Raw genomic sequence first — 24,497 nt, forward strand, 5'->3', positions numbered from 1 at the left:
GCTCCTGCAGAAAAAGGGCGTTGGAAATTCGCGCGCAGTCGCGCAAGGAGCGCTGAAGAGAACGCAGCCTAGGCCAGAGACGGCGCTGCGCTGGCCAGTACGCGCCAGTCGCGGGCGCTCAGCAGTTGCTCATGTGCCTGGAGCAGATCGCTTTGGGTCAAGGCTGTCAGCGCCTGCTGCACCCGTTGCAAGTGCACCTCGGGCAAGCCTGCCAGATGCAACTGCCAAAGCTGCTCGGCACGTGCGAGGTTGGCCTCGGCCGGGCTCAGTGTCGGTAGCAAGGCAGCGCGGTAACGCGACACGGCCTCATCATCCAGCGCAGCGAGCGACTGACGCTGCTCGAACAGAAAAGCGCGGATATGCTCGAAGATCCCAGCCGCCTCGCACACCGGCGACTGCAGGGCAAACAACAGCCCCCGGCAACCCTCGACCTGACGGAAACCGGCGAACAGCGCGTAACCCAGTTGCAGCTCACCACGCAGGCGCTGATAGAAACGCCCCTGCAGCACCTGCCCAAGCAGACGCCAGGCAGCCTCGGTGCAGGCATCGCCGGCAGGCAAGGGACAAAACAGCAACAACGCGGCATCCGTACCCGGCTGCGCAACCTGCTGCCAGTCGATCCCGGTCGCGATACGGGGCATTGGCGGCAGATCCGCAAGCGCCTCGACCGCTACGCACAGCTCGGCCAGTTGTGCCTGTTCGCACACCCCAAGCCCAACACTCAGCCCTTCCAGTCGCGAGGTCTTGGGCAGCTCGCAGAGCTGCGGCAAACGCTGCAACAGCGCCCGCAACAACATGCCCTGGGAAGCGGGCTCGACTGGTTCATCCCGCGCGGCCAACAGCAGCAGTAGCAGCAAAGCACTGAAGGTCGGCAATAGTGGTGCCGGCCCGCGCAATGAAAGGCTCCAGCCAGCAACTTGTACGCTCAGCTGGCAGGCAATGCCAAGCCGCTCACCGCGCCAGCGCAGATCGGCGCTGCGCGCCAGCAATCCCGCTTCGATGGCCGCAGCGTCGCCCGCCGCCGCACAAGGGCCTCGCCAGTAAAGCGCAGCCGGCCCGCCCTCGACCTGCCCCGGATGATGTCGTAGCGCGGCCAATGGCAAAACGGCCGATGCCACGGCAGCGCCGGCCAGTAACAGATCATCGCCAGGCAGCCGCCACGGGTGGTTCGGAATTGGAGTTGGTGATGGCATCGGCAAAGCCTGCAATGGCAAATCCAATCCGATTGCCGGCCACAGCGGCTGCGCCTGCTCGCCGCACTGCAGTTCGATCAGCCCCTCACCACGAGCCAGACAAACCAGCAAGGCATTCAGATCGCGCAAGGTGTGGCTATCGTCCTGAGCAGGCGACTGTAGCTCCCTGGCCGCCGCCAACGGGCTTAGCCCAAGCAACCTGAGCGCTGCTGCCTGCTGTTGGTGCAACAGCCGCAATGACCAATCTGCATCGCCCTGCAACTGCTCGGCCCAACTCTGCACGGCATCGCGCAACGCGGCGCCCTGCTCCGCGGTGGCGCCAGGAAAGTCCAGGCGCAGCAGACACTGCCCTCCGTCCTGATACAGCACCCGCGCCTGCAACTGCCGGCACAGCTGCAATTCACGCAAGCCGTCGAGCAAGCCGCCGGGCGCAGGGTCCTGCAAAGCATCCAGCACCAGATCCAACGACGCATTCAGGTGATGGGTGTCGAGCTGCACGGCAACGCCCAAGTGCACACCTGAGCGACTGTGCTGCAGGCGCAGGCACGGCGCTCGCAGCGGCAGCAGGTCCAGCGGCGGAGCGGAACAGGCGTCGCCCTCGCCTGCGGGTAACGCTCCAAGCAGCGCCTCGGCAATATCCAGCAACTGCTCGGCCGGTTGTGGCCCGACCAGAGTCAGCCTCATATGCCGAGCCTGGTAGTGGTGCTGATGATGATCACGCAGCGCTCGCTGAAATTCCGCCGACTCCACAGCCAGCGTGCTGCGATCACCGGCCAGGAACGCGCTGCAGCGATGCCCGGCGGCGAGCGCCTGACCCAGAGCATGATCGATGCGACTGTCGGCATCCTGGCTGCGCGCCTGATATTCGGCGTGCAACACCTCGCGCTCGCGCAGCTGCGCGTCGAGCGCCAGCAACGGCTGGCCAAGCATATCCAGCAGACGCGTCAGCGCCGGCTGCAGCAGCTCGGACGGCACCTCACAGACGAAATCGGTGTGCCGCGCCTGGGTCGAGGCATTGACCAGCCCGCCATGGCGCTGGACGAAGGCCATCAAACCCTGATCGACCGGGTAATCGCGACTGCCGAGAAACAGCAGATGTTCGAGAAAGTGCGCCAGGCCCGGATAGGCTGGCGGCTCGTCATGACTGCCGGCGGCCACACGCAGGCACACCCCAACCTGCTGCGCCCAAAGCTGCTGCTGCGCTCGCAGCTCGGCGCCATTGGCCAGTCGCCGGGTAACGGGAGCTTGATCAGACATCGATGGTTCTCTGGGCAGCTTGCCGCCAAGCGTGCCCCCTTGCACCACGGTCCGGCAATGCTGCTTTTGGCCTAGACAAGCCGACACATTGGTACAAAAGCCCTCCTATGGCCGGCAACAAAAGCCCGTCCCGCGCGGGCTTGCTGTTAGAATACGCAGCCTTTTTCAGTCCGTCACAGCGCCCCATGTCCCAGGATTCCAACCGCCTCGCCCTGTCCCGCCGCTTCTCCGTCGCCCCGATGATGGATTGGAAGTGCTTTTATATTTTTCTATTTAAATTCAAACAGATAGATAAAGGCGCAAACTAAATTTAGCAATTCCTTAGCATCAGCGGTTTATCGCTCAACAACCTGTCTTCGCGTTCAGCGTACCTACGCCCTGGGCTAGACCCGCTTGTGAATACTCGGTTACCCAATGCCTGAATCGCCAGCCATGCCAGCGAGAGATGACGAAGAACGATCAGCGCGACCATGCCGACGTGGTCTGGTCGGAAGCGCTACCGATCCGAATATCGCAGAGAGCGCCGGTGGTTTTACACCGGCTTTGCATAGGTCAGAAACGAAAACAGCCAGTGCATTGGAGTTTTTTTGTCGAGACGGAGTGATTCGAACACTTGCCCCTTGCACCCCATGCCGGAGGTCGAGCTTATAAAACATTGATTTTACTAAGGTATTTTTGAGCGCTCGCTGCAGCCATTGCTCTACTCTATACAACAGTTTTCAACGATTCCCCGCAAAAGTCCCTGGGGGCTACCAGGCGAACAGTGCCTTAAATCTTCTTAAGCCCCATTTTTGGCCAGAGGCAAGCAAGAGCCTCCTTTCCCTCTCCGAGGGCGATTGAAAACCAGCGAGACAAAGGGGCAGCAATCTCAGAGAGTTCTCTCTCACGGAGCCGATCAAGGATGAAAAGGCGTTGAGGGCTTCCAATACATTACTGTTTATATATACAGTATGCTTAGATGCCGCCCTGCTGGTAAATGGCCAGTGATCCGGCATCCCCCTGAAAGTCATAAAGGAAGCTCTATGCTGGAATTCGCCTTAGCCATCGTGTTCATGCTCACCGCCGCCGCCCTGCTCGGACATATAGCCCACGTCCACGCCTCTCCGGAAAAGCTGGCTTGGTATCTGCAGGTGACGGATTGGAAGGCCCAACATTACACAATGGCATTGTTCGTGGGACTGCTGCTCGTCTTGTATGCCATTACTGGCATCAGCCAACTGACCGGCTGGAAACCACAGCAACCGATTGGGCTATTTCTGCTAGCAGCAACCTGCATCACCGCAGCAGCCTACCTTTGGTTTTACTGGGATCTGACACCTAAAGCTGCCAAGTACAAAAGCCTTTTGAAGGCCATAGGCGCTCTGCTCACTGTCTGCATCGCTACCACATCCAAAATCCACTCAGACATGGCTATCGCTGAGCTAACTGGCCTTCCCGCACAGGAACTACCAGGAGCACAGCTGTTCCTGACCTTCATCCTGACACCAACCATCTGGTTTTTGGCGATTTCGTTTGTAGTGGGCTGTATCAGCATACCGCTTACATTGCTGTTGCTGATCTGGGGTATCTACAAGGACTGGAAGAAAGACAAAGGCAGTAAATTCGACTTTGCATCCGCGAGGCATGTCTGCGCCTGGGTTGCCATGACCTATTTCAGCATCATTATGCTCACCATGAGCTCTGGCATTCTCAAGAAAAATTTCTATGAAAAGCGGCTGAACAACGCTATTGCTTATTCTGCTTTCCTGCTCCCACCATCTTACTGCGGCCTGCCAGATATAAAAGGGGGCAGTATCGCAGTGATGAAGTACAAGCGCGCGGCCTTGGCCTTACCAGACGAGAAGATGGGCTATACGTTCAGCAAAATTGCCTGCGACCCACTGCAAAAATCGCCAGAGCAATTGGTTTCCGAGCTCGGAGCCAAGAGCCCCCCGATTGGGTTAACTCAGGCGCAGTGAACGAACATAACGTGCTGTTCTAACGCTGGTGAGGCTCAGTTGCCCACCAGCACCGCCCAACTGCCCCCACACCAGCCTACTCGACTCCAGACGCACCGGCGTCTACCCTCTAATACTGGGCACGTTATTCGAGGATCGCCTGTAAGCGGCCATGATGGCGTCCATCAGTTGCCCGAGCTAAAACCGGCTACTAAACACCCAGGCTCGCCTGCTTACAAGCAGGCAGAGGCTGAATAGTCTGATATTTCGGATTGAATGAACCAGGTATTCTCAGTCCCGGGTCCCGGGTCCATTTTGAATTTGATTACAGCTATCTATGCATCACGAGATCATCCAAAAACTCCGAAGCCGGACTAACACTAGTCACCAGCAACTCGTCTCGTGCGCGCGTACAGGCCACATAAAGGAGATGCCGCTCTGTGTCATACACCTCTTGCAGGTCAGCATCATCACCCACTGTTTCGATCCGTTCCTGCAGCGGGATCACTTCGTCATCACAGGCCATGACGACCACCGCCCGAAACTCCAGACCTTTTGCTAAGTGCATAGTGCCAATAGATACGCAGCCGCTTTCTGTATCCACATGCTCATCCAGTACCTTGAACGGCAAGCCCGCTGCTGCCACCGCTTGTGATGCTCGATCCACCTGGGCTTCTGAACGAACGAAAACCCCGAACTCATGGGGCACAAACCCAGCCTGACTCCGTGCACTTATCCAACTGGCAACGCTCTCGATCTCGTCGCGTATTGTTTTCAGCACATGCACGGTTGGCTGCGGGCCATTGAAAACCGAAACAGTATCACTCCGGTCTTCAGTGATTCCGTCCACGTCGCTCACCATCGGTCCAAGCAAACGGTCTGCCTGTAATCGAATTTGGTGCGAGGTTCGGTAATTGATGCGCAAGGTCCGCGAGCGCCCCCTCACATCAACACCCAATGATTTCCACGAGAAAGACTGTTGGAAGATGCGCTGTCCCAGATCCCCAGCAAAGAACAACGCATTCGGGCGGCTGCCACCAATAGCGGCGAGAAATCTGAGTTGCGCAACGCCAATATCCTGCGCTTCATCAACGATGGCGTGATCGAAGATTACCTTGTCGCTCTCGGCAACCTTCCCGGCCAAAATCGTGAAAACCTCCGACATCGTTACTACGTTGAGTACCTTCAACTCGATCTGCACGCGTTCAAAGATGCTCCACAGCACCTTGCGCTGTGCCTCCGGGAGGCGGGTCTTTCGGCCAAGCCGTGCTACATCGCGATACGCTTCCCACCCCTTCAACTGCCAGGCATCGACTACCTGCTCCCATTCGGTAAGCAAGAAGTGCAGACTGAATTTATGGCCACCAACAGCATGGCTGGCTTCATCGATCAAAGAGCGGATCTGTTCGCGGCTCGCAACGGAAACGGCTCCGATACGAGACTTGTAAAGCCGCAGGCCTATCGCCTCAAGTGAGTAAACGTCAATACGTTCAGCCAAGCGGGGCTCATTGCTCAGCAACCATTTCAATTTCGCGTGCAACGCGTTAGCCAGCGTGTTGGAGAAGGTAGTCAGTAATACGCGTGATTCTGGATTTGCACGCACCAAAACCGCTGCACGGTGCAACGCCACTACTGTCTTACCTGTACCCGCAGAACCGGAAACTCGTGCGGGCCCGGAATAATCGCGTTCGACAAGTTGCCGCTGCTCTGGGTGCAGGAATACCGTCCATTTTTCCCAAGGGCAGTCGAGCGCACGCTGCAGCTCTTCAACATCCGCCATAACACGGAAGCGGCGCTGCGCGTCCGGGTGATCAAAAGGGCTTTTCTGATCTGCAAGGAAGTCCAGAATTCGCGGCTTGCCGCCAGTCGCGAGTTCGAGCAATGCCTCCGATGCCTCGGCAGGCAGGTGATCCGTCAAGGTCAGCAAAGAGTTTTCTGTGGCCTGTTTTACATCCACCAGCCACTCCGGAGGGACGCCGTAGCTCAGGAGCTCATCGTCGGATACTCCAGAGAACAGAAGCACTGCGTCCAGCTTCTGCTGCACGTACACCGGAACCAGGATCTCCTGAACCGTCTCGCGAATTTCAACCAGTTGCGCGGCGCCCGTCTTGGGGTGCGTTTCAAGTTTTCTCCGTTCGGCCCAGGCGTATGCCTTGTCGTGATGATCGACGTAGCACAGCAACAAACTCGAATCACCGCGATGGACGATGATACGAATGTCACTACTGACCCGTACCGACCAGAAATTCTTGTCCTTCGCCTTGTCGAGCTTGTGGAAACTCATGCCGGGGTTGGCGGGGTTCAGCTGCAAATCGAAGGCTGTCATTTTTGCGGCCTTCTGCTCTTCACCCGTCAGGCGAGCCAGGCTATCGGTAAATGTGTCCGCGATCCGGAAATCCATACCCACTCTGCTTGTCTCCTAAAGACCAAACCCTGGCCATGAAATGGTCAGCTGACCTTGAATACCTTCATCACTTCATCACCCAGGTGATTGATCACCTTTACGGCAATCCGGCCGGACTTCGGCTTGGGGAAAGGACGTGAGGTATCACTATTGAGCGAAGCCCAAGCGTCAGCGTCGATCTCGGCCTTGAGCGTGGTCTTCAGCGAGTTGTATGGATCATTCGCACCCAGAAAGTAAGCATGGCGGACGAAGAAGCTTTCTTCGTTGTAATCCGTGTCGATGAACCAGCAGGCGATACCGTCGGCACCGTCGCTGATGACTTCGCCAGTCTGCGGTTTGAACACATCAACACCGAGTACCTTCACACGCATTTGGCCGTCGTCATGGGGGATAAGATCGATGTCCGGCTCACCGAAGATCACAAAAAGGTTGCCCTTCCCTGTGTTCTTCAGGTCTTCGGCCATGTGCAGGTCAGCGTTCATGCGAGCCTTGAGCACTGGCAACTTGCCTAGCTTGGCGAACTCAGTGGTGTGAGCCTCGAAGTTGAAAGCGCAGGCAATAAGCACATCGAAGCCAGCGTCTGCAGCTTCACGCGCAGCAGCCACCAGATCGGCACGTTGCACGGTGCCGAACTCGGGACCAATGAAGATGGCTGCTCGTTTCTCTGACTCGCCTTCCAAGTAGCGCCCTTCGGCACACACCAAATCTCCCGGCCAGGGGGTAAGCGCGGTGAAGCTGATGCGGTCTTCCTTATGTGCCTGCTGCACACCAGCCGTTCTTAGATTCGTCAGAATTAGCTGCGGGAAGGATTGCTTAGCCGCATAGTCGGCACCTGGCTCGGATATCTGCAGTTGATCAATCAACTCGTCATTTTCATCTACGCCCAGCGTGCGGTGCGGACTTAGACTTTCCACCGTGAAGGGACCTGCCACGCGTACGGCCTTCTTGTTCTCATAAGGCTTGTCGTAGAGGTACTCGAATTCAGCCTTGGCGGCAATGGAGGCATCAATTTCACTCTGCCTAGCGATGCGCGCTTGCCACCATTCGGCGTGAATTTGTTTAGCCTTGTCCGACCAGTCCTTGCCCACGCTGCGTGGAATCTGCCATTCCTGCCAGGATTTTTTCAAAAGCGCATTCAGTTGCTCGCGCAGCGGCTCTAGTATTTGCTGCCACTTGTCCCATATCACATCGATCTCGGCGTTGTTAGCGATAGATTTCAGCGTGATATGTGGCACACGGTCATAGACGAAGCCATGTCGAACATTGCCATGCACAGGTTGACTGCTCGGTGCCGTGCGCGTGAGTTCGGCTTCTTTCAACTGGCCTTCGAGCGAGTCGGCTAGCAGGTAGAAGGGATAGCGTGCGCCCATGATGCGGGCGCGGGCAAGTGCCAGCGCTACACGCGAGGTGTCAATAGTAATCCAACGGCGCCCACCTTGTTCCGCTGCGGTTGCGGTAGTGCCGGAGCCGCAGGTCGGGTCAAGCACGAGGTCGCCGGGATCGGTAGCCAGTAACAAGCAACGTCCTATGATACTTGTCGATGTTTGAACGACATAAATCTTCGGATCAGATCGGCTTTGGACAGCGCCACTGATGTCAGCCCAGAGATTTCCCATCGCACCATAACCAAAGTCATTTTGCGACCTGCGATAGTTGAGCTTCCCATTCTTTGTTACAACTAATCGATCCGCCTTACCTAATCGAACGAGCCCCGACTCTTTAGTCTTAAATGTGCCTTTTCCTGGAGTGTGCTCTGCGCCAAACCACTCAAACTTGGTCACATCACCTTCACCCGCAGATCGCGAGCTTGTCAAATTATCCAACCGAAAAAATGTTCCATCAAAGTATCTTGAGGTATATCGGCTCTCTGAACTTTCGCTGCGACCAACATAAAGTGTTCGTGCCTTTGTTACTTCCTTGTTCTTTCCAAACCAAAGCACGAAATCACAAGTAGCACCGAGTAAAGTATTTCCTTCGCTGGTCGTCTTGCGCACGGTGATTTGGCTGATGAAGTTATCGTCACCAAATACTTCCTCCATTACCGCCCGTACTCGATGAACATTCTCATCGCCGATCTGCACAAAGATCGAACCCGAGTCGGTCAGTAAATCACGCGCCACGGTCAGTCGATCTCTCAGATAGGTGAGATAGGAATGAATGCCGTCACGCCAGGTGTCTCGGAAAGCCTTGACCTGTTCTGGCTCTCGCGTGATGTGCTGCGCCTTACCATCCTTCACATCACGACTGGTAGTTGACCACTGGAAGTTGCTGTTGAATTTGATACCGTAGGGTGGGTCGAAATAGATGCACTGGACTTTGCCACGTAGGCCCTCGCGCTCGGCGAGGCTTGCCATGACCTGCAGGCTATCTCCCAAGATCATGCGGTTGGTCCAGTTTTGGTCGTGCTGGTAAAACTCCGTTTTGTCCGCCCCCTTGGGGATGCCGTTGAAGTCTGAAAACAGGTCAGCCGTGGCCTGTCCAGCATCGTGCTCACGCTCTCGTGTCTCGCGCAGCAGCTCGTCAATCAGCGCCTTGGGATGCACTTTCTCCTGAATGTAGAGTGGCGGGGCGTTGACGACGAGATCGCTCCAGTCCTGTTCATCTTTACCACGCCAAACGAGCTGAGGATCGAGATCGGTGTTACGCGGGTAGCGAATCTGCTTTGGCGTTGCAGGCTCCTGGACAAAGGATTGCTGCTCGGCAGAGGGGATATTTTTGCGCTTAGCGTCGTCGTGCTTGATGGTTTCTACAGTCTTGAGCTCGGGTTGCTTCGCCATGGTCATGCTTTCTCGCTGTCGGCCAGCACGGTGGCGGACTCGATCATTTTGTTGAATTCGTTTTCGATTTTTTCAGCAAAATCGTGCTGCATCTGGAATACGTCGGTGAGCTCAGCAAAGGCCCAGCGGCCGTAGCTGCCGAGGTGATTCACGCCGGGCACCCAGTAGGTATCCATAGTGGACTTCTTTTCCACCGCGTCTTCGCCGCGATAGCCCTTGATCTCAACAACGAGGTTGAGCAAATCGTCAGGGCCGCGGCCATCGTCGACACGCACGATGAAGTCCGGCAGATATTTGCGCATTTCCGAGCCGAAGCGATACGGTACTTCGAAACCGAGACCGTGGTTTTTCACGTAGGCCCGCACTTGCGGGTGCCGCTCAGCGACACGGCAGAATTCAGCCTCCCAGTCGCTATCGAGGACTACCCAGTTGACGTGGCTGTACTGAGAGCTGGTTTCCCAACGGCTAGTCTTAGAGGTGTTGAAGCGCACATTCCGGGTTGATCCACTGGGGTTGTATGGATCAAGCAGCGCCTTGATGGGGCGGTCACCGAGAAAGTGCCGAGTAATGGCCGCAGTGATCTTGTTGCAGGCCATGTCGGCCAGTTCCTGATACATCAGCAGGGCGGGATAAGTATCGCCTTTGCAGATGAGACAGGTGTCCAGCCATTGCTTGGTGATGCGCTTGAGCTGGCCGAAGAGGTGCAGCCTGGGTTCCTCGCCGGGATCTCGCCACTTGGTGTAGAGCAAGTGCTGTGTAAGGTTGAAAACCAGGCTGGAGGGGCGCATGTCCCCAAGATGCTGGAGCGTCATATCTGCCGACTCGCCGATGATGCCGGCATTTTGCGTTTGCGATGGGCCTACCAACGCGGGCGTAAGCACGAGTTTGGACTCATCATTAAAGTCAGCAGCTAATCGCTCCTCAGGCAGCTCGACTCGATAGCCTTCGACACGTGGAAAGACAATCTCCAACGCATCGCGCTCAGGACGCATCGCTTTGATCTGCACAGTTTCGCGCGGTGTGGAAGGCGTTGCGATTACTGGTTTGGCGGTGAAGTCGAAGGGGATACCGAACACATCGGCATATTCGACGTTGAACAAGCCCTCGTCGTTTAGCTCGTAGGATTGACGGCGCAGAGCGCGGCCAATGACCTGCTCACACAAAAGCTGAGTGCCAAAAGCGCGGATGCCTAGTACGTGGGTAACGGTATTGGCATCCCAACCTTCTGTGAGCATTGATACCGACACAACGCAACGGATCGAGCCACCCAACTGCCCAACCTTGCCGACCGTATTCATTACCTCGCGCAGCAGCTCCTGATCCGTAACGTTGTCAGCCGCTCGTACGTCTCCGCTACGTTCAACGATCTCACGGCGGAAACGCTCAATTTCATCTGCAGCCATGTTGCGGAAGTTATCGTCCAACGCATCACCGGCTTCGAGCTGTTCGCTGTCGATAAGTAAGGTGTTTGGGCGCGGCAACGGATTGCCGTGTTCATCGAAGTTACGAAACAAGGCAAGGCGGCCATTTTCCGGTGTCGATGTTCCGTTGTCGTTCTTGCGAATGAAACCTGAAATGTAGTCATATACCAGCTTGGAGATAGCGGTGTTCTGGCAAACGACGATGAAGCAAGGTGGAACACTGATCCCAGCGTCCTGCCATTTTGCGTAAGTCTTCTCATAGTGCCCGTAGAGGGCTTGCAGAGCTGTCTGCAGCCTTGTCGGAAGTTTGAGTGGATCGAGATCCTGATTGGAGCCACGCCCTTTCTTGGGCATGTCCTTGCGGATGTTTTCCCACAGGTTGCGGAACATCGGCATCTCATCGCCAGTGATGTTTTCTGCAACAGGGACGCGTGGCAGCTTGACGATGCCGCACTCGATGGCGTCCATCAATGAAAAGTCGCTCATCGTCCACGGGAACAAGGTGCCTTCGACATAGCCAGAACCGGCCAGAAAAAAAGGGGTGGCCGAGAGGTCGATGACGCGATTAACTCCCAGCTTGCGGTTGACCGCTTCCAACCCGGAAATCCAAAGGCGGGCAGCTTCGTTCTCATCCTTGGCGTGCGCCTTAGCTTCTTTCAGGGCTTCTCCCGTAAGCGGATTGCCCTTGTCATCAATGTAGTCGTCATCCGACGCAGGCTTTTCCCGGTAGCAGTGATGCGCTTCGTCGTTGATGACCATGATGTTCTTCATGCCCATCAAATCCGACATCACGCGTTGAATCATCTGCCCTTCAGTTTCAAGCGTTAGGGGATCATCGCCAGTTCGCCCCTTGAGCAGTTGCCTGCCGCCCTTTGAAATTTCAATACGCTCGCGCAGCTTGAAGGCGTGGTAGTTGGTTATGACGATCTTGGCTCGGGAAATGCCGTCAAGCATGTCACTCGGAACAAGCTCGCGCTCCTTGTAGTAGCTATCAGGATCGTTAGGCTGCAGCACGCGCAGACGATCCTTGATGGTGAGGCCAGGAGCGCAGAGCAGGAATCCTCGCGTAAAGTGCTTGCTGGCAGGACTACGCACGGCGTTGATGGTCTGCCAGGCAATGATCATCGCCATAACCGTGGTCTTGCCGGCACCCGTAGCGAGCTTGAGCGCCAGGCGCATCAACTCAGGATTGGCGTCCTTGTTGGCAGCCGCGAGGTGCTCCAGCAGCTCTTTGCCAGGCTTGGATAAGGGCGCGACCTCTGTAAGCCAAATCGCCGTTTCAACTGCTTCGACCTGGCAAAAGAACGGGCGCACACCATGAAAATCGTGATGTCGCCAATGCTGGAGCAAGCGTGCCGTTTCGGGGGTAACCTGCCATTGGCTCGCAGGCAGCGCACGCCATGTGTCTACATGGCCACGGACTTTATTGATGATTGAGGTGGGATCGTATTGCTGTTTGCCTGTGGACAGCCCTTTGCCTTCGTCAAAGAGAAAACCATCCTGCTTCGGAGTCACCTTCTGCTTCTTAGGCTTTGGAATCGGCGTTATGAACTGCGCTTTACGCCGATCTTCAATGATCTTCTGTGTCGGTTGGCCAGTTTCGTCTAGCTCCCAGTGACGGCTAGGGCGCTGGTATGGGGAATTCAGGATCGGGTGATCGAAAAACGGGTTCGACATAAATAGAAACCTGCGCTCCTTGGTATTGTCGTGCGGTTGGGCAACGTACTGGTCACATTTTGCACCCAACTGTATCGGCACATGCTTGGGATTGAGCCTTCCGCGTCCCATTACCGAAAAAAGCGAAGGATAACTGTTTGTGATGCCGAATTGGTGGCTATCTCGATTTGCGCAGCACACTAATCGTCGCCCAGACTAAAGGTCGAAGGATGTAATCACCTAGCGCAGACCAGCCGTTGGTTTGTATACCAGGGGGCATTTACCGGCAGCCAACTACGCCACAGTAGGTTGCCATCCTGAAACCCTCGGGCTAGAGTGCGCCCGTCGTGGTAAGTCCCGCGACCGGGAGTCGAAACCCGCTTTGTCTGAGGGCGCGGCAGCGTTCATAGCGGCGTAGCAGGTACCTTGTACCCAGCTACTGCATTTCTATGGCGGGCCGTGCGGGGCAGGCTTTTGCCTGGCCGGTTCCCTCGGACGCCGGTATTTCGACCCCCGTACGGTTCGCCACCATTACCGAGTCGAAACGGTGTTGGTGGTTCCTCTCACTGTCCGAGGAGCATAAGGAATGCGCTACCCCTTTTTTACCCGAGAGCTCCGCCTTGGGCTTCAGGTCTTGCTATTCACCTCTAATCAGGAGGTGCGCCATGGCTGAGTTCGAATCCTGCGTTGTACCTTTTCCGTTGCAGCGAAGCCCGCTGAATGAATCCGAACGCTCTCCCCTACCCTCTGAGGCTGCAGCTGAACTGCGTGGCGTCATGCTCGGCAATCTGCTCGATCAACTGGCTGAGCCTGACGGCTTTCAGCCTACAGATCTGCGCGTGCGCATCGCTGCTTACTCAGCGCTGGCTCTGCTCGATGAGATGGTCGTGCTCTATCGCCGCGCCCTCTCTGATGTTCGAGGAGGTGCCAAATGAGCAAGGGTGTGATGACCTACCTTCCACCTCACGACGGCCATCCAGGTATGGAGATCACCTGGGCTGCCGATTGCAGAGAGGCATTCGACCAGGGCGTGAAGCTGGCACAAACCTGGCTCGATAACGCCCGCAGTGGATGGCTCTGGGCAGTCATGATCGCCGAGCGCGATCTGCTGCCCTGCGCTATTGAAAGACGAGCTTTTGAGGTGGGTTTCCTGAGTCGTATCCACCAGCGTATGTGCTCGCATCTTCGCTGCGGTGAACAGGCCGAGATCTATACCGCCGGTGATTCCCTTGGCCACAGAAAGACCCTGACGCTCGCCGAAGCGAGCTGTCAGGGCTGACCTGAGCCATGGCAAATGCCAAGAAGTGGCCTGTTAAAACAGACCAGGAAGGAAGGTTCTGAGCTAACGGAGTGCAGGGGCAGCGTACTGACTCTTTGCACTTCGTTAGCCCAGAGACCGAGAATATTTCGGTAGCGGCCGTCTGCCAATCGTTTTGATGGGGCACTGGTTAGAAGTGGCGGCCAGCCTCGCTACTTTCTCGTTGTTGGTGCAGGCCACATCCGCAGTTCTACTGTTCGCCAACAACGCCTCTGGGCGTTTTAGACCGTATCGATAGAGCCTGCGCGCTTCGCTTGCTGGTGGCGCCTGTGCGATCGGTGGAATGGCGGTCTTGCTGTCTCCTCTCACCCTATCACGGCGTTCTCGCCGTCAAGGGCTGCACGCGCTTCGCGCGTTTGCGGCTGGGCCGGCTATCGCCCCCTGACTGCTGCGCTGCGCCGTGCTGGGCCGGTTCCGGGCAATTCCGCCCGAGCAACTGGAGCACGATCATGTCGCAGCTTTCTCTCGCCTTCGACGCTTCTCTGATGATTCGCGACGAGCAAGGTCGCTATCTGCCTGCCACTGCAGAACAGATCCTGGACGCTGCTCGCAAGGTGATCGATCAGAAGGTTCAGCGAGGCGCAGCCTTCACGTCTTCGGAGCTGGTCAAGGAGTACCTGGTCGCGAAGCTGGATGGCTTTGAGCGCGAGGTTTTCGCAGCGCTGTTTCTGGATGCAAGGCCACCCGCGAGTACAGATCGATGACCACCGCCAGATAGAGACAACTTTCCCCCGTGGGCAGGTAGGTGATGTCGCCCACCCATTTCTGATTCGGTGCCGATGCCGTGAAACCCTGCTTGAGCAGGTTATCTGACACCGGAATAGAGTGGCGGGAGCTGGTGGTGGCCTTGAACGTTCTGGCGCCTTTGGCACGCAGCTCAGCCCAGCCAATACCCCTATCTGAGCTGTGCTACGCAGGGCTGGAGACGCTCACTTTCCCGCTTGACGAGCCTGTAGCACTCGCAACACAACTGCTCCAGCTGATGCCGATCGAGTACGGTAATGGTCTCGGCGTCGTAATCGATTATCCCTTGGCGCCTGAGCTTATCGGCAGCGCCTACCATGTTCGTGCGACTCGTACCGGGCCTGTCTCCAAGCAACTCTTGCGGCACCGTCGCACCGTTACCCGGCAGATGATCAAGCCAGAGCAAGAGCAGGCGACAGAGCTGCTGATCGATAGAATGATGCCGGGTACAAACGGCGGCCTGCGCCATCTGCGCGATCAAGGTTTGCGTATAACGCAGCACGAGTCCCAGCAAATCTCCGTGACGGTCGAACTCATCCTTGAGCAGCGCACCCTCGAGGCGAAAGGCATGGCCGCTGCGCTGAACCACGGCACGGCTCGGGAGATTCTCCCCGCCAATCGACAAGGCAATACCCACCATCCCGTCATCTCCAACGACCGAAATCTCCGTCGCGGCGCCGTGCTCTGTCTGGTAGAGCAGAGAAATGAGGGCATCGACCGGGAAATAGACGTGACTCATCACATCATGTCGCTCATGGAGAACCTGGCCTGATGCAAGATGCACCCGCTCAAGGTGTGAAAAGAGCCGTGTACAGACATCCGGTGATAGCGCACTGAGCAGATGATTTCGCAGAGGCAGTGGTAGTTCTTGCATGTTCGATCTCCCGCAGTACAAGCGCAACGCAGGCCCAGCATACGCCGAGAATACGGGCCGTCAGTACGCTGGGACACAAACGCCGCTAGAGGCGGGCTCCGTGACTGAGCAAAGCCTGGAATAACGCCTGGAGAGCCCGGTAGCTATGTGCGGCAGCGGACAGACGTCCCACCTGTTTCAGGGCCTGATGACTGTTCACGCATCTGCATCCGCGCAACGGCATGCTGGCAACCCTGGAGTGATTCCTCTGCGCTGGCCTGCCCGAACGCTGACGCCGCACGCCAGGAAGCATATGGATACTCAGTGGTCTAGCCTCATCCGGCGATTATGGCGCTCTACGCCCCGTACATTCGAATACGAGGCCGTCCTGCGCTCTGAACTGTTCAGCGCCGAGCAAATGGCGAACCATGGTGTCGAACTCGCGCATCAGCATCGACTCAGCCAACACACCACCTCGGATGCCTTGCTGGAACGACTGACCGAGAACGCCGAGGTACTGGCGAGCAGCTGCCAGGCCATGACGGCCGCGACGCTTTCCAGCCAACGGGCTACACCCGCCGCCGAGTGGTTGCTGGATAATTTCTATCTGATCGAAGAGCAGATACGAACCGCCCAGAAGCACCTTCCCAGAGGCTACTGCCGCGAGCTGCCTGGGCTGTCCAATGGGCCTTCGTCCACCCTGCCCCGCGTTTACGACATCGCCCTGGAAACCATCTCCCACGGGGATGGACGGGTCGACAGTGAAAGCCTGGGACGTTTCATCACCGCCTATCAATCCACCACCCCGCTGACGCTGGGCGAACTGTGGGCTGTGCCTATCATGTTGCGCCTTGCTCTGATCGAAAATCTGCGCCGTGTGGCCGCACGGGTCATGGCCAACTGGAATGACCGCAACCTGGCGAATCATTGGGCAGACCGCTTGAGTGAAACCGCAGAGCGCGATGCCAAGAGCATCGTGCTGGCCGTAGCGGACATGGCGCGTTCACCGCTGCCCATGACCAGCTCGTTCGTCGCCGAACTGGCGCGTCGGCTGCAGGGGCAGAACACGGCGCTCATCCTGCCGCTGACCTGGATCGAGCAGACACTGGCGGAGTCCGACCTGAACATAGAGCGTCTGGTGCAACAGGACGCGCAATCACAAGCGGCCGAACAGGTCTCCATCAGCAACAGTATCAACAGCATGCGGATGCTCTCGGCAACCGATTGGCGCAAGTTCGTCGAGCGCATGAGTGGCGTGGAACAGGTGCTGCGCGAGGACCCTGCAGGCATCTACGCTCGCATGGACTTCGCCACGCGCGATCACTATCGACATGCGGTGGAACGTTTGTCCCGAGCCTGCCAGCACGACGAGACAGAAGTCGCGCGCGCGGCGCTCGCACTGGCCGCAGGCGCACCGCCTGATAGCCCGCGCATGGCCCATGTCGGTTTCTACCTGGTCGATAAGGGCGTACCGACACTGGAGCGACAGCTCGGTGTGCGTTTGTCGCTCATCGAGCATGGGCAACGGCTGCTGAGCCGTGCGCCACTGTATTTTTTCCTGATTCCGGCCCTGCTGCTCACCGTCCTGCTGGCCTGGCCCCTGCTGGCCCTGGCTCATGCCGATAATTGGTCGTTCGTGTACCTGGCCATGCTCAGCGTACCGCTCCTGCTGATGACCAGCCGCCTGGCCATCGGCCTGGTGAACTGGCTGGTGACCCTGACGATGCCGGCGAACATGTTGCCGCGCCTCGATTACAGCGAGGGCATTCCCGCGGATGCCTGCACCCTCGTGGTAGTGCCGACACTCATTGGCAGCGCGATGGATGTCGACGAGTTGGTGGAGGGCATGGAGGTGCGCTACCTGGCCAACCGCGATAGCAATCTGCATTTTGCCCTGCTCACCGACTTCCTCGACGCGCAGCAGGAAACGCAGGATGAGGATGCGGCGCTGCTGGAGCGGGCGAGCCAGGCAATCGAAGCATTGAATGACAAGTACCCGGCCATGGAAGGCAGCCGGTTCAACCTGTTGCACCGGCCCAGACGCTGGAACCCGGCTGAGCGCCGCTGGATGGGGCATGAACGCAAACGCGGCAAGCTGAGCGAGCTCAATGCCGTGTTGCGCGGCCAAGGACGAGAGCGCTTCGCCTCGATCGTCGGCGATCTGGCGCGGCTGCAGCAGACTGTCTACGTGATCACCCTGGACACTGACACGCAGCTACCGCGTGATGTCGCACGCCAGCTCATCGGCACCCTCGCTCACCCCCTGAACGTGGCACAGTTCGACGCCAGCACGCGACGCATCACTAGCGGTTACGCGATCCTGCAGCCACGGGTCGGCATCAGCCTGTCGAGTATCGCGCGCTCGACCTACGCCCACCTGTTCGGCAGCGATGCAGGGATCGATCCGTACACGCGCGCGGTTTCCGATGTCTATCAGGATCTGTTCAATAATGGTTCGTTCATCGGCAAGGGCATCTATGCCGTGGATGCCTTCGAACGGGCACTGGAAGATTGCCTGCCGGCAAACCGCATCCTGAGTCATGACCTCATAGAGGGGTGCTATGCGCGCTCCGGCCTGATCAGCGACATCCAGGTTTACGAGGAGTACCCCGCCTGTTACAGCGCCGATGCCAAACGGCACCATCGCTGGATTCGCGGTGACTGGCAGTTGCTGCCCTGGTTGCTCTCATGCCCGCCCTCGGCTGGCTGCCAGCAGGCCACCGGTCTGGATGCTCTGGGCCGCTGGAAGATCTTCGACAACCTGCGCCGCAGCCTCGAGCCGACGGCTTTTCTGTGCGGTCTCCTATGGGCCTGGTTCGCCAGCTCGCAGCCACCGCTATGGACACTGGCGATCATTGCCCTGGTGCTCACGCAACCCTTGCTTGGCCTACTGCACGAATTGCTGCACAAGCCACCGGAAGTGCCGCTGCGTCTGCATCTGACGACAACCCTGCGCAGCAGCGGATCGAGCTTTCAGCGAGCCCTGTTGCCGCTGGTCTGGCTGCCTTTCGAGACGCTCAACAGCCTGGATGCAATCGGCCGAACGCTATGGAGAATGCTGGTCAGTCATCGCAACCTGCTGCAGTGGAACCCTTCTCGGCAAGTCGAGCGCGGTAGTCGCAACGATTTATCCGGGCTGTATCGCCTCATGTGGGTGTGTCCGGTACTCGCCGCCGGCCTGTTCATTCTGCTGTTCATGCAGCCTATGGCTCTGGCGGTCGCCGCCCCCTTTCTGCTCGCCTGGACGATGGCTCCCGCACTTGCCTGGTGGCTGAGCAAGCCGTCGGCCTCGCTGGTGTTCGAGCCCAGTGCACACGAGCGACGCTTCCTGCGCCAGCAGGCCCGGCGGAACTGGGCATTCTTCGATGACCTGGTAGGCCCTGCGGACAACTGGCTGCCGCCGGATAACATCCAGGAACAGCCGGTTGCCGTCACCGCGCATCGCACCTCCCCCACCAACATGGGGATGGCCCTGCTGTCCCACCTGGCCGCCCATGATTTCGCCTATGTCAGCGGCGGGCGCTTGCTCTCGCGACTGGAGCATATGCTGACCAGCATGGCCCTGCTGCAGCGCCATCGCCGGCATTTCTACAACTGGTACGACACACTCACCCTGAAACCGCTACCGCCGCATTACATCTCGACGGTGGACAGCGGCAACCTGGCCGGCCTGCTCATGACACTGCGCCAGGGACTGCTGGAGTTGCCAGATGCTCCGCCGAATGACGCGCGCACGCTGCAGGGCCTCAGAGATTGCCTCGATGTCCTGCAGGAAGCCGTGCTGGATGCCGGTCTGGATGAACAGCTTCTCGACGAGCTGTTCAAGGTATTGGCAGCGCCAGCGCTCACGCCCGAGTCCCCGAACGACCTGCTGCCTACCGTGCAGCGCCTGCTCGAGCAGGCAGAGAAACTGGCCGTGCCTCTGGGCCAGCAAGACGAACCCAGCTACTGGTTACAGGTGCTGAGCGCACAATGCCGAGACCTGAGTGCTGAAATGTCCAGCCTGCTCCTGCCAGGTGAACGGTCGCAGCTCGTCACCTGGCGGCAACTGGCAACGCTCGATGCCAACGACTGGTCGGCAGACGAGCAGGTGCCAACGCGCAAAGCCAAAGCCTGCGCAATGGAGCGAATCGCGCTGGTAGAACGCCTGGCCAAATTGGCCGGCGACCTAGCAGACATGGATTTCACCTTTCTCTACGACCCGCAGCGAGACCTGCTGGCCATCGGTTACAACGCCGATGAACAGCGCCTCGATGGCGCCTACTACGACCTGCTGGCCTCGGAGGCGCGGCTGACCAACTTCGTGGTGATTGCCCAAGGTCAGCTGCCACAGGAGGGCTGGTTCGCCCTCGGACGGCTGTTGACCAGCAGCGGTGGCGTCCCGGTACTGCTGTCGTGGACCGGCTCGATGTTCGAGTACCTCATGCCGCTGCTGGTCATGCCCAGTTACCCGAGAACCTTGCTGGACCAGACCTGCAAGGCCGCAGTAGCGCGCCAGATCGATTATGCCGGCAAGCTCGGCCTGCCCTGGGGCGTATCCGAGTCGGGCTACAACGCCCTAGATACGCAGTTGAACTATCAGTACCGAGCGTTCGGCGTTCCAGGCCTTGGCCTGAAACGCGGGCTCGGCGACGACATCGTCATCGCCCCCTACGCATCGGCTCTGGCACTGATGGTGGCGCCTGCCGAGGCGTGCCGAAACCTGCAGGCGCTGGCTGGCATGGGCATGGCGGGTCGCTATGGCCTGTACGAGGCACTGGACTTCACCAGCACGCGCTTGCCCCTGGGGCGCAGCTCGGCGGTGATCCAGTCGTTCATGGCCCATCACCAGGGCATGAGCTTCCTGGCGCTTACTGCCGTGCTGCTCGAGCGCCCCATGCATCGGCGCTTCGAGGCCGATCCACAGTTCCAGGCCACTGCCTTGCTGCTCCAGGAGCGCATGCCCAAGAGTGCGACTCAATACCTGCATGCGCCCCAGGTGGCGCAAGAAGAAGCGGCAACTCGCGCCGATGAAAGCAAGTTGCGCGTCTATACCCACCCTGATCGCGCCCACCCTGCCGTCCAGTTGCTCTCCAACGGCCATTATCACGTGATGATCAGCCATGCCGGCGGAGGCTACAGCCGTTGCGACGAGCTCGCCGTCACCCGCTGGCAGGAGGACGTTACCTGTGATGCCGCCGGGACGTTCTGCTACCTGCGCGACACAGCCAGTGGTGCATTCTGGTCAAGCGCATTCCAACCAACGCTGCAACGCACGGAGAGTTTCGAGGCGATATTCACCGACGCCAGAGCCGAATTCCGCGTGCGCGAACGGGATATCGACACGCACACTGAGATCGTCGTTTCCCCCGAGGACAATGCCGAGCTGCGTCGTCTGCATATCAGCAATCGTGGCGCCACGCGTCGCTCCATCGAGCTGACCAGCTACGCAGAAGTGGTGCTGGCGCCACAGCGCAGCGACTCGGCCCATCCAGCCTTCAGCAAGTTGTTCATAGAGACCGAGCTGCATGCGGATCTACAAGCGATTCTGTGTACCCGCCGACCGCGCTCGAAAACGGAACGCAGCACTTGGCTATGTCATTTGCTGGCAGCCCATGGCGTGGACATCCAAGCGATTTCCTACGAAACCGACCGAGCCCGATTCATCGGCCGCGGGCGCAACCTCGCACAACCGGCGGCGATGGACGTCGATGAGCTCTCAGGCACCGCCGGCGCCGTGCTCGATCCAATCGTGGCGATACGCTGCCGATTCGTTCTGGAGGCCGGCCAGGGTGCAATCATCGACCTGGTAAGCGGCGTCAGCGACAGCCGCGCCGGGTGCCTGCATCTGATCAACAAATACCGCGACCGTCACCTCGCCGATCGCGTCTTCGATCTGGCCTGGACGCATAGCCAGGTACTGCTGCGGCAATTGAATATCAGCCACGCCGATGCACGCCTGTTCGAGCAGATGGCCGCGTCGATCCTCTACAGCGCGCCCACATTGCGTGCGTCCCCTCAGATTCTGGCGGCCAACCAGCGTAATCAGAGTGGGCTATGGGGCCAGGCCATCTCGGGCGATCTGCCAATCGTACTGCTGCAAATTTCCAGCGCCGGTAACATCGAACTGGTGCGGCAACTGGTACAGGCCCACGCCTACTGGCGCCAGAAAGGGCTGGTGGTCGATCTTGTGATCTGGAACGAAGACCAGGCCGGCTATCGACAAAACCTGCAAGACCTCATCCTGGGCCTGGCGACCTCCGGCAGCGAGGCCCATCTGCTGGATCGACCCGGCGGCATTTTCGTGCGCCCGGTACAACAGTTGTCCAGCGAGGATCGGATTCTAATGCAGGCGGTGGCGCACCTCGTGCTCAGCGACAGGCACGGCCGTCTTTCCGAGCAGATCCGCCATCGCAAAGCCGGTCCGGCCTTGCCCGCATTCGATGCGCGTTTGCTGCGTAAGCCCGCGTGCAGCTCAATAATTCCGGAGCCAGATCCAAGCCTGTTGCTGAGCAATCCCTATGGAGGATTCAGCGCCGATGGCAACGAATACGTCATTGACCTGACACCAGGCCAACCCACACCGGCGCCCTGGGTCAACGTGATCGCCAACCCTCACTTCGGCACGGTGATCTCGGAAAGCGGCAGCGCCTACACCTGGCATGAGAATGCTCACGAATTCCGTCTCACGCCGTGGTGCAACGACCCCATCACCGACGCCAGCGAAGAGGCTATCTACGTGCGTGATGAGGACAGTGGCCACTACTGGTCGCCGACTGCCCTGCCCTGTCCGGGAAACGGTCGTTACCTCACCCGCCACGGGTTCGGCTACAGCCTGTTCGAGCATGATGAGGACGGCATCCAGACCGAGCTGCGCATCTACGTGGCACTGGAGGCACCGATAAAGTTCTCGCAGTTGCTGGTGCGCAACACCTCGGATTTGCCACGGCGACTCTCTATCACCGGCTATGTGGCCTGGGTTCTGGGCGAACTGCGCAGTCAATCGACCATGCACATCGTTACTGATGCAGACTTGGACACTGGCGCCCTGTTCGCACGCAACGCCTACTCGATCGAGTTCCCTGGCCGGGTGGCGTTCTTCGATGTCGATATGCCGCTCATGAGCAGTACGGCCGACCGCAGCGAATTCATCGGCCGCAATGGCAACCTCAAGGCACCGGCAGCCATGGCCCAGGAGCAGCTGTCAGGGCGTAGAGGTACTGGGCTCGACCCCTGCGCCGCGCTGCGCGTGGAGATCGAACTGGCGCCAGGGGAAAGCCGTGAGGTGATCTTTCGCCTCGGCGCCGAGCAGAACGCAAAAAGCGCCTCTCGCCTGGTTCAACGCATGCGTGGTAGCGCGACAGCAGCGATCGAGCTGGAAACCGTGCGCACCCACTGGCGCTCGACGCTGGCAGCGGTGCAGATTGAAACACCCGAGCCGGCGCTCGATGTCCTGGTGAACGGCTGGCTGATGTATCAGATCATCGCCAGCCGCTTCTGGGCACGCAGTGGTTACTACCAGTCTGGCGGCGCCATCGGCTTTCGCGATCAATTGCAGGACGGCATGGCCATGCTGCACACCGAGCCGGCAGCGGTGCGCCGACATCTGCTGCTGTGCGCAGCACACCAGTACATCGAGGGCGATGTGCAGCACTGGTGGCATCCACCGATGAACCGTGGTGTGCGTACTGGCTGTTCCGATGACTATCTCTGGCTGGCACTGGCAACCAGCCGCTACGTGCAAGTCACGGGTGACCACAGCGTACTTTCGGAAAGCGTTGGATACTTGGAAGGGCGCGCACTCAATAACGGAGAGGAATCCTACTACGACCTGCCCGGCCAGTCGGCCCGGTACGAGACCCTCTATCAGCACTGTGTGCGTGCCATCGACCACAGCCTGCCACGCGGCGTTCACGGCCTGCCGCTGATGGGGCATGGTGACTGGAATGACGGGATGAACCGGGTCGGTGAACAGGGCAAGGGGGAAAGCGTCTGGCTAGGTTTCTTCGGCCACGAGGTGTTGCGCCAGTTCGCGACAATCGCCGAGCTCAATGGCGACCCGGACTTTGCCCGCCTCTGCCTGGAACAAGCCGCAGCCCTCGGTAACAGCCTGGAAGCATCCGCCTGGGATGGTGCCTGGTATCGTCGTGCCTACTTCGACGACGGCACGCCGCTGGGCTCTGCCAGCAACGATGAGTGCCGTATCGACTCCATCACCCAGAGCTGGTGCGTACTCTCGGGCGCGGCCCCCGAGAAGCGCCAGCGCATGGCCATGGAGTCGCTCGACCATCACCTGTTTCGTCGCGACATGGGCCTGATCAAGCTGCTCACCCCGCCCTTCGACAGCGGCGCCATGGATCCTGGCTATATCAAGGGTTATCTACCCGGCATCCGCGAAAACGGCGGCCAGTACACCCACGCTGCGGTCTGGGCAAGCATGGCCTTCGCCGCGCTGGGCGACAGCGCGCGGGCCTGGGAAATCCTCCACGCCATCAACCCCATCACTCATGGTGACAGTGCCACTGCGATTGCGACCTACAAGATCGAGCCCTACGTGATGGCTGCCGATGTCTACGGCATGCCACCTCATGAGGGGCGTGGCGGCTGGAGTTGGTACACCGGCTCCGCCGGGTGGATGTACCGCTTGATCGTCGAGTCCTTGCTCGGTGTGCAACGCAACGGCGCCTGCCTGCATATTCGTCCGCTGTTGCCGGCACATTGGCCCGGTTTCACCTTGCACTACCGCTATGGCGCCACGCCTTACCGAATCACGGTGCTACGCACAGAGCAGAAAGAACAGACGATCGACCTCGATGACATCCGTCTTGAAGGCGATAGGGTGCCAATGCGTGATGATGATCGGGAACACCATGTGGACATCAAGCTGCCGCTGAATCTCATCAGCAGCCCTAATCCCGTCATGCCGCCCACTCAGCCTTTGGACATCACGGAGTAAGT

The 24,497-nt window shown here is 58.8% G+C and carries 10 protein-coding genes and 2 pseudogenes; 6 read left to right on the forward strand and 6 right to left on the reverse strand.

Annotated elements, in window-relative coordinates; genetic code table 11:
• Window positions 1-68: 68 nt before the first annotated feature.
• Window positions 69-2,450, reverse strand: a complete 2,382-nt coding sequence (gene pqqF / locus DBO86_RS01085) for a pyrroloquinoline quinone biosynthesis protein PqqF (protein ID WP_108232758.1) — start codon at window positions 2,448-2,450, stop codon at window positions 69-71.
• Between the two features lie 107 nt (window positions 2,451-2,557).
• On the opposite strand from pqqF, the gene DBO86_RS26165 reads away from it, so the two are divergent.
• Together DBO86_RS26165 and DBO86_RS01095 are read left to right on the forward strand one after the other, a co-directional pair.
• The gene (locus DBO86_RS26165; RefSeq protein ID WP_208630311.1) at window positions 2,558-2,758 is read left to right on the forward strand and encodes a hypothetical protein; all 201 of its coding nucleotides are present in this window, start codon (window positions 2,558-2,560) and stop codon (window positions 2,756-2,758) included.
• A gap of 714 nt (window positions 2,759-3,472) precedes the next feature.
• On the forward strand, window positions 3,473-4,408 hold the full coding sequence (locus DBO86_RS01095) for a hypothetical protein (RefSeq protein ID WP_108232759.1): 936 nt from the start codon (window positions 3,473-3,475) through the stop codon (window positions 4,406-4,408).
• A gap of 310 nt (window positions 4,409-4,718) precedes the next feature.
• Here DBO86_RS01095 and DBO86_RS01100 read toward each other — a convergent pair whose 3' ends face one another.
• The 3 genes from DBO86_RS01100 to DBO86_RS01110 are packed head-to-tail and all read right to left on the reverse strand — an operon-like array spanning window position 4,719 to window position 12,666.
• Window positions 4,719-6,788: a 3'-5' exonuclease gene (locus DBO86_RS01100; RefSeq protein ID WP_108232760.1), complete on the reverse strand. Its 2,070-nt coding sequence runs from the start codon at window positions 6,786-6,788 to the stop codon at window positions 4,719-4,721.
• Between the two features lie 47 nt (window positions 6,789-6,835).
• Window positions 6,836-9,568, reverse strand: coding sequence for a site-specific DNA-methyltransferase (locus DBO86_RS01105; RefSeq protein ID WP_108232802.1), 2,733 nt, complete (start codon window positions 9,566-9,568; stop codon window positions 6,836-6,838).
• A 2-nt stretch (window positions 9,569-9,570) separates the two neighbouring features.
• Window positions 9,571-12,666 carry a BPTD_3080 family restriction endonuclease gene (locus DBO86_RS01110; protein ID WP_108232761.1) on the reverse strand — a complete coding sequence of 1,032 codons (3,096 nt, stop codon included), beginning with the start codon at window positions 12,664-12,666 and terminating at the stop codon, window positions 9,571-9,573.
• Between the two features lie 644 nt (window positions 12,667-13,310).
• Here DBO86_RS01110 and DBO86_RS26390 point away from each other — a divergent pair.
• The 3 genes and pseudogenes from DBO86_RS26390 to DBO86_RS01125 all read left to right on the forward strand — a co-directional run.
• Entirely contained in the window at window positions 13,311-13,580 is a 270-nt protein-coding gene (locus DBO86_RS26390) for a hypothetical protein (protein WP_108232762.1), read from the forward strand.
• Window positions 13,577-13,924 (forward strand): LasR-specific antiactivator QslA, encoded by a 348-nt coding sequence (locus DBO86_RS01120; RefSeq protein ID WP_108232763.1) that lies wholly within the window; start codon window positions 13,577-13,579, stop codon window positions 13,922-13,924. The genes DBO86_RS26390 and DBO86_RS01120 overlap by 4 nt, the downstream gene beginning before the upstream one ends.
• A 488-nt stretch (window positions 13,925-14,412) precedes the next feature.
• A pseudogene (locus DBO86_RS01125) lies at window positions 14,413-14,643 on the forward strand (DNA repair protein RadC); the annotation flags it as partial.
• Between the two features lie 4 nt (window positions 14,644-14,647).
• On the opposite strand, the pseudogene DBO86_RS01130 reads toward DBO86_RS01125, so the two are convergent.
• Window positions 14,648-14,839, reverse strand: a pseudogene (locus tag DBO86_RS01130) (DDE-type integrase/transposase/recombinase); the annotation flags it as partial.
• A 19-nt stretch (window positions 14,840-14,858) separates the two neighbouring features.
• Window positions 14,859-15,581, reverse strand: a complete 723-nt coding sequence (locus DBO86_RS01135) for a Crp/Fnr family transcriptional regulator (RefSeq protein ID WP_167399089.1) — start codon at window positions 15,579-15,581, stop codon at window positions 14,859-14,861.
• A gap of 292 nt (window positions 15,582-15,873) precedes the next feature.
• On the opposite strand from DBO86_RS01135, the gene DBO86_RS01140 reads away from it, so the two are divergent.
• Window positions 15,874-24,495, forward strand: a complete 8,622-nt coding sequence (locus DBO86_RS01140) for a glycoside hydrolase family 94 protein (RefSeq protein ID WP_167399090.1) — start codon at window positions 15,874-15,876, stop codon at window positions 24,493-24,495.
• Window positions 24,496-24,497 lie beyond the last annotated feature (2 nt).

The organism is Ectopseudomonas oleovorans (assembly GCF_003052605.1).
Classification (GTDB): Bacteria; Pseudomonadota; Gammaproteobacteria; order Pseudomonadales; family Pseudomonadaceae; genus Aquipseudomonas; species Aquipseudomonas oleovorans_A.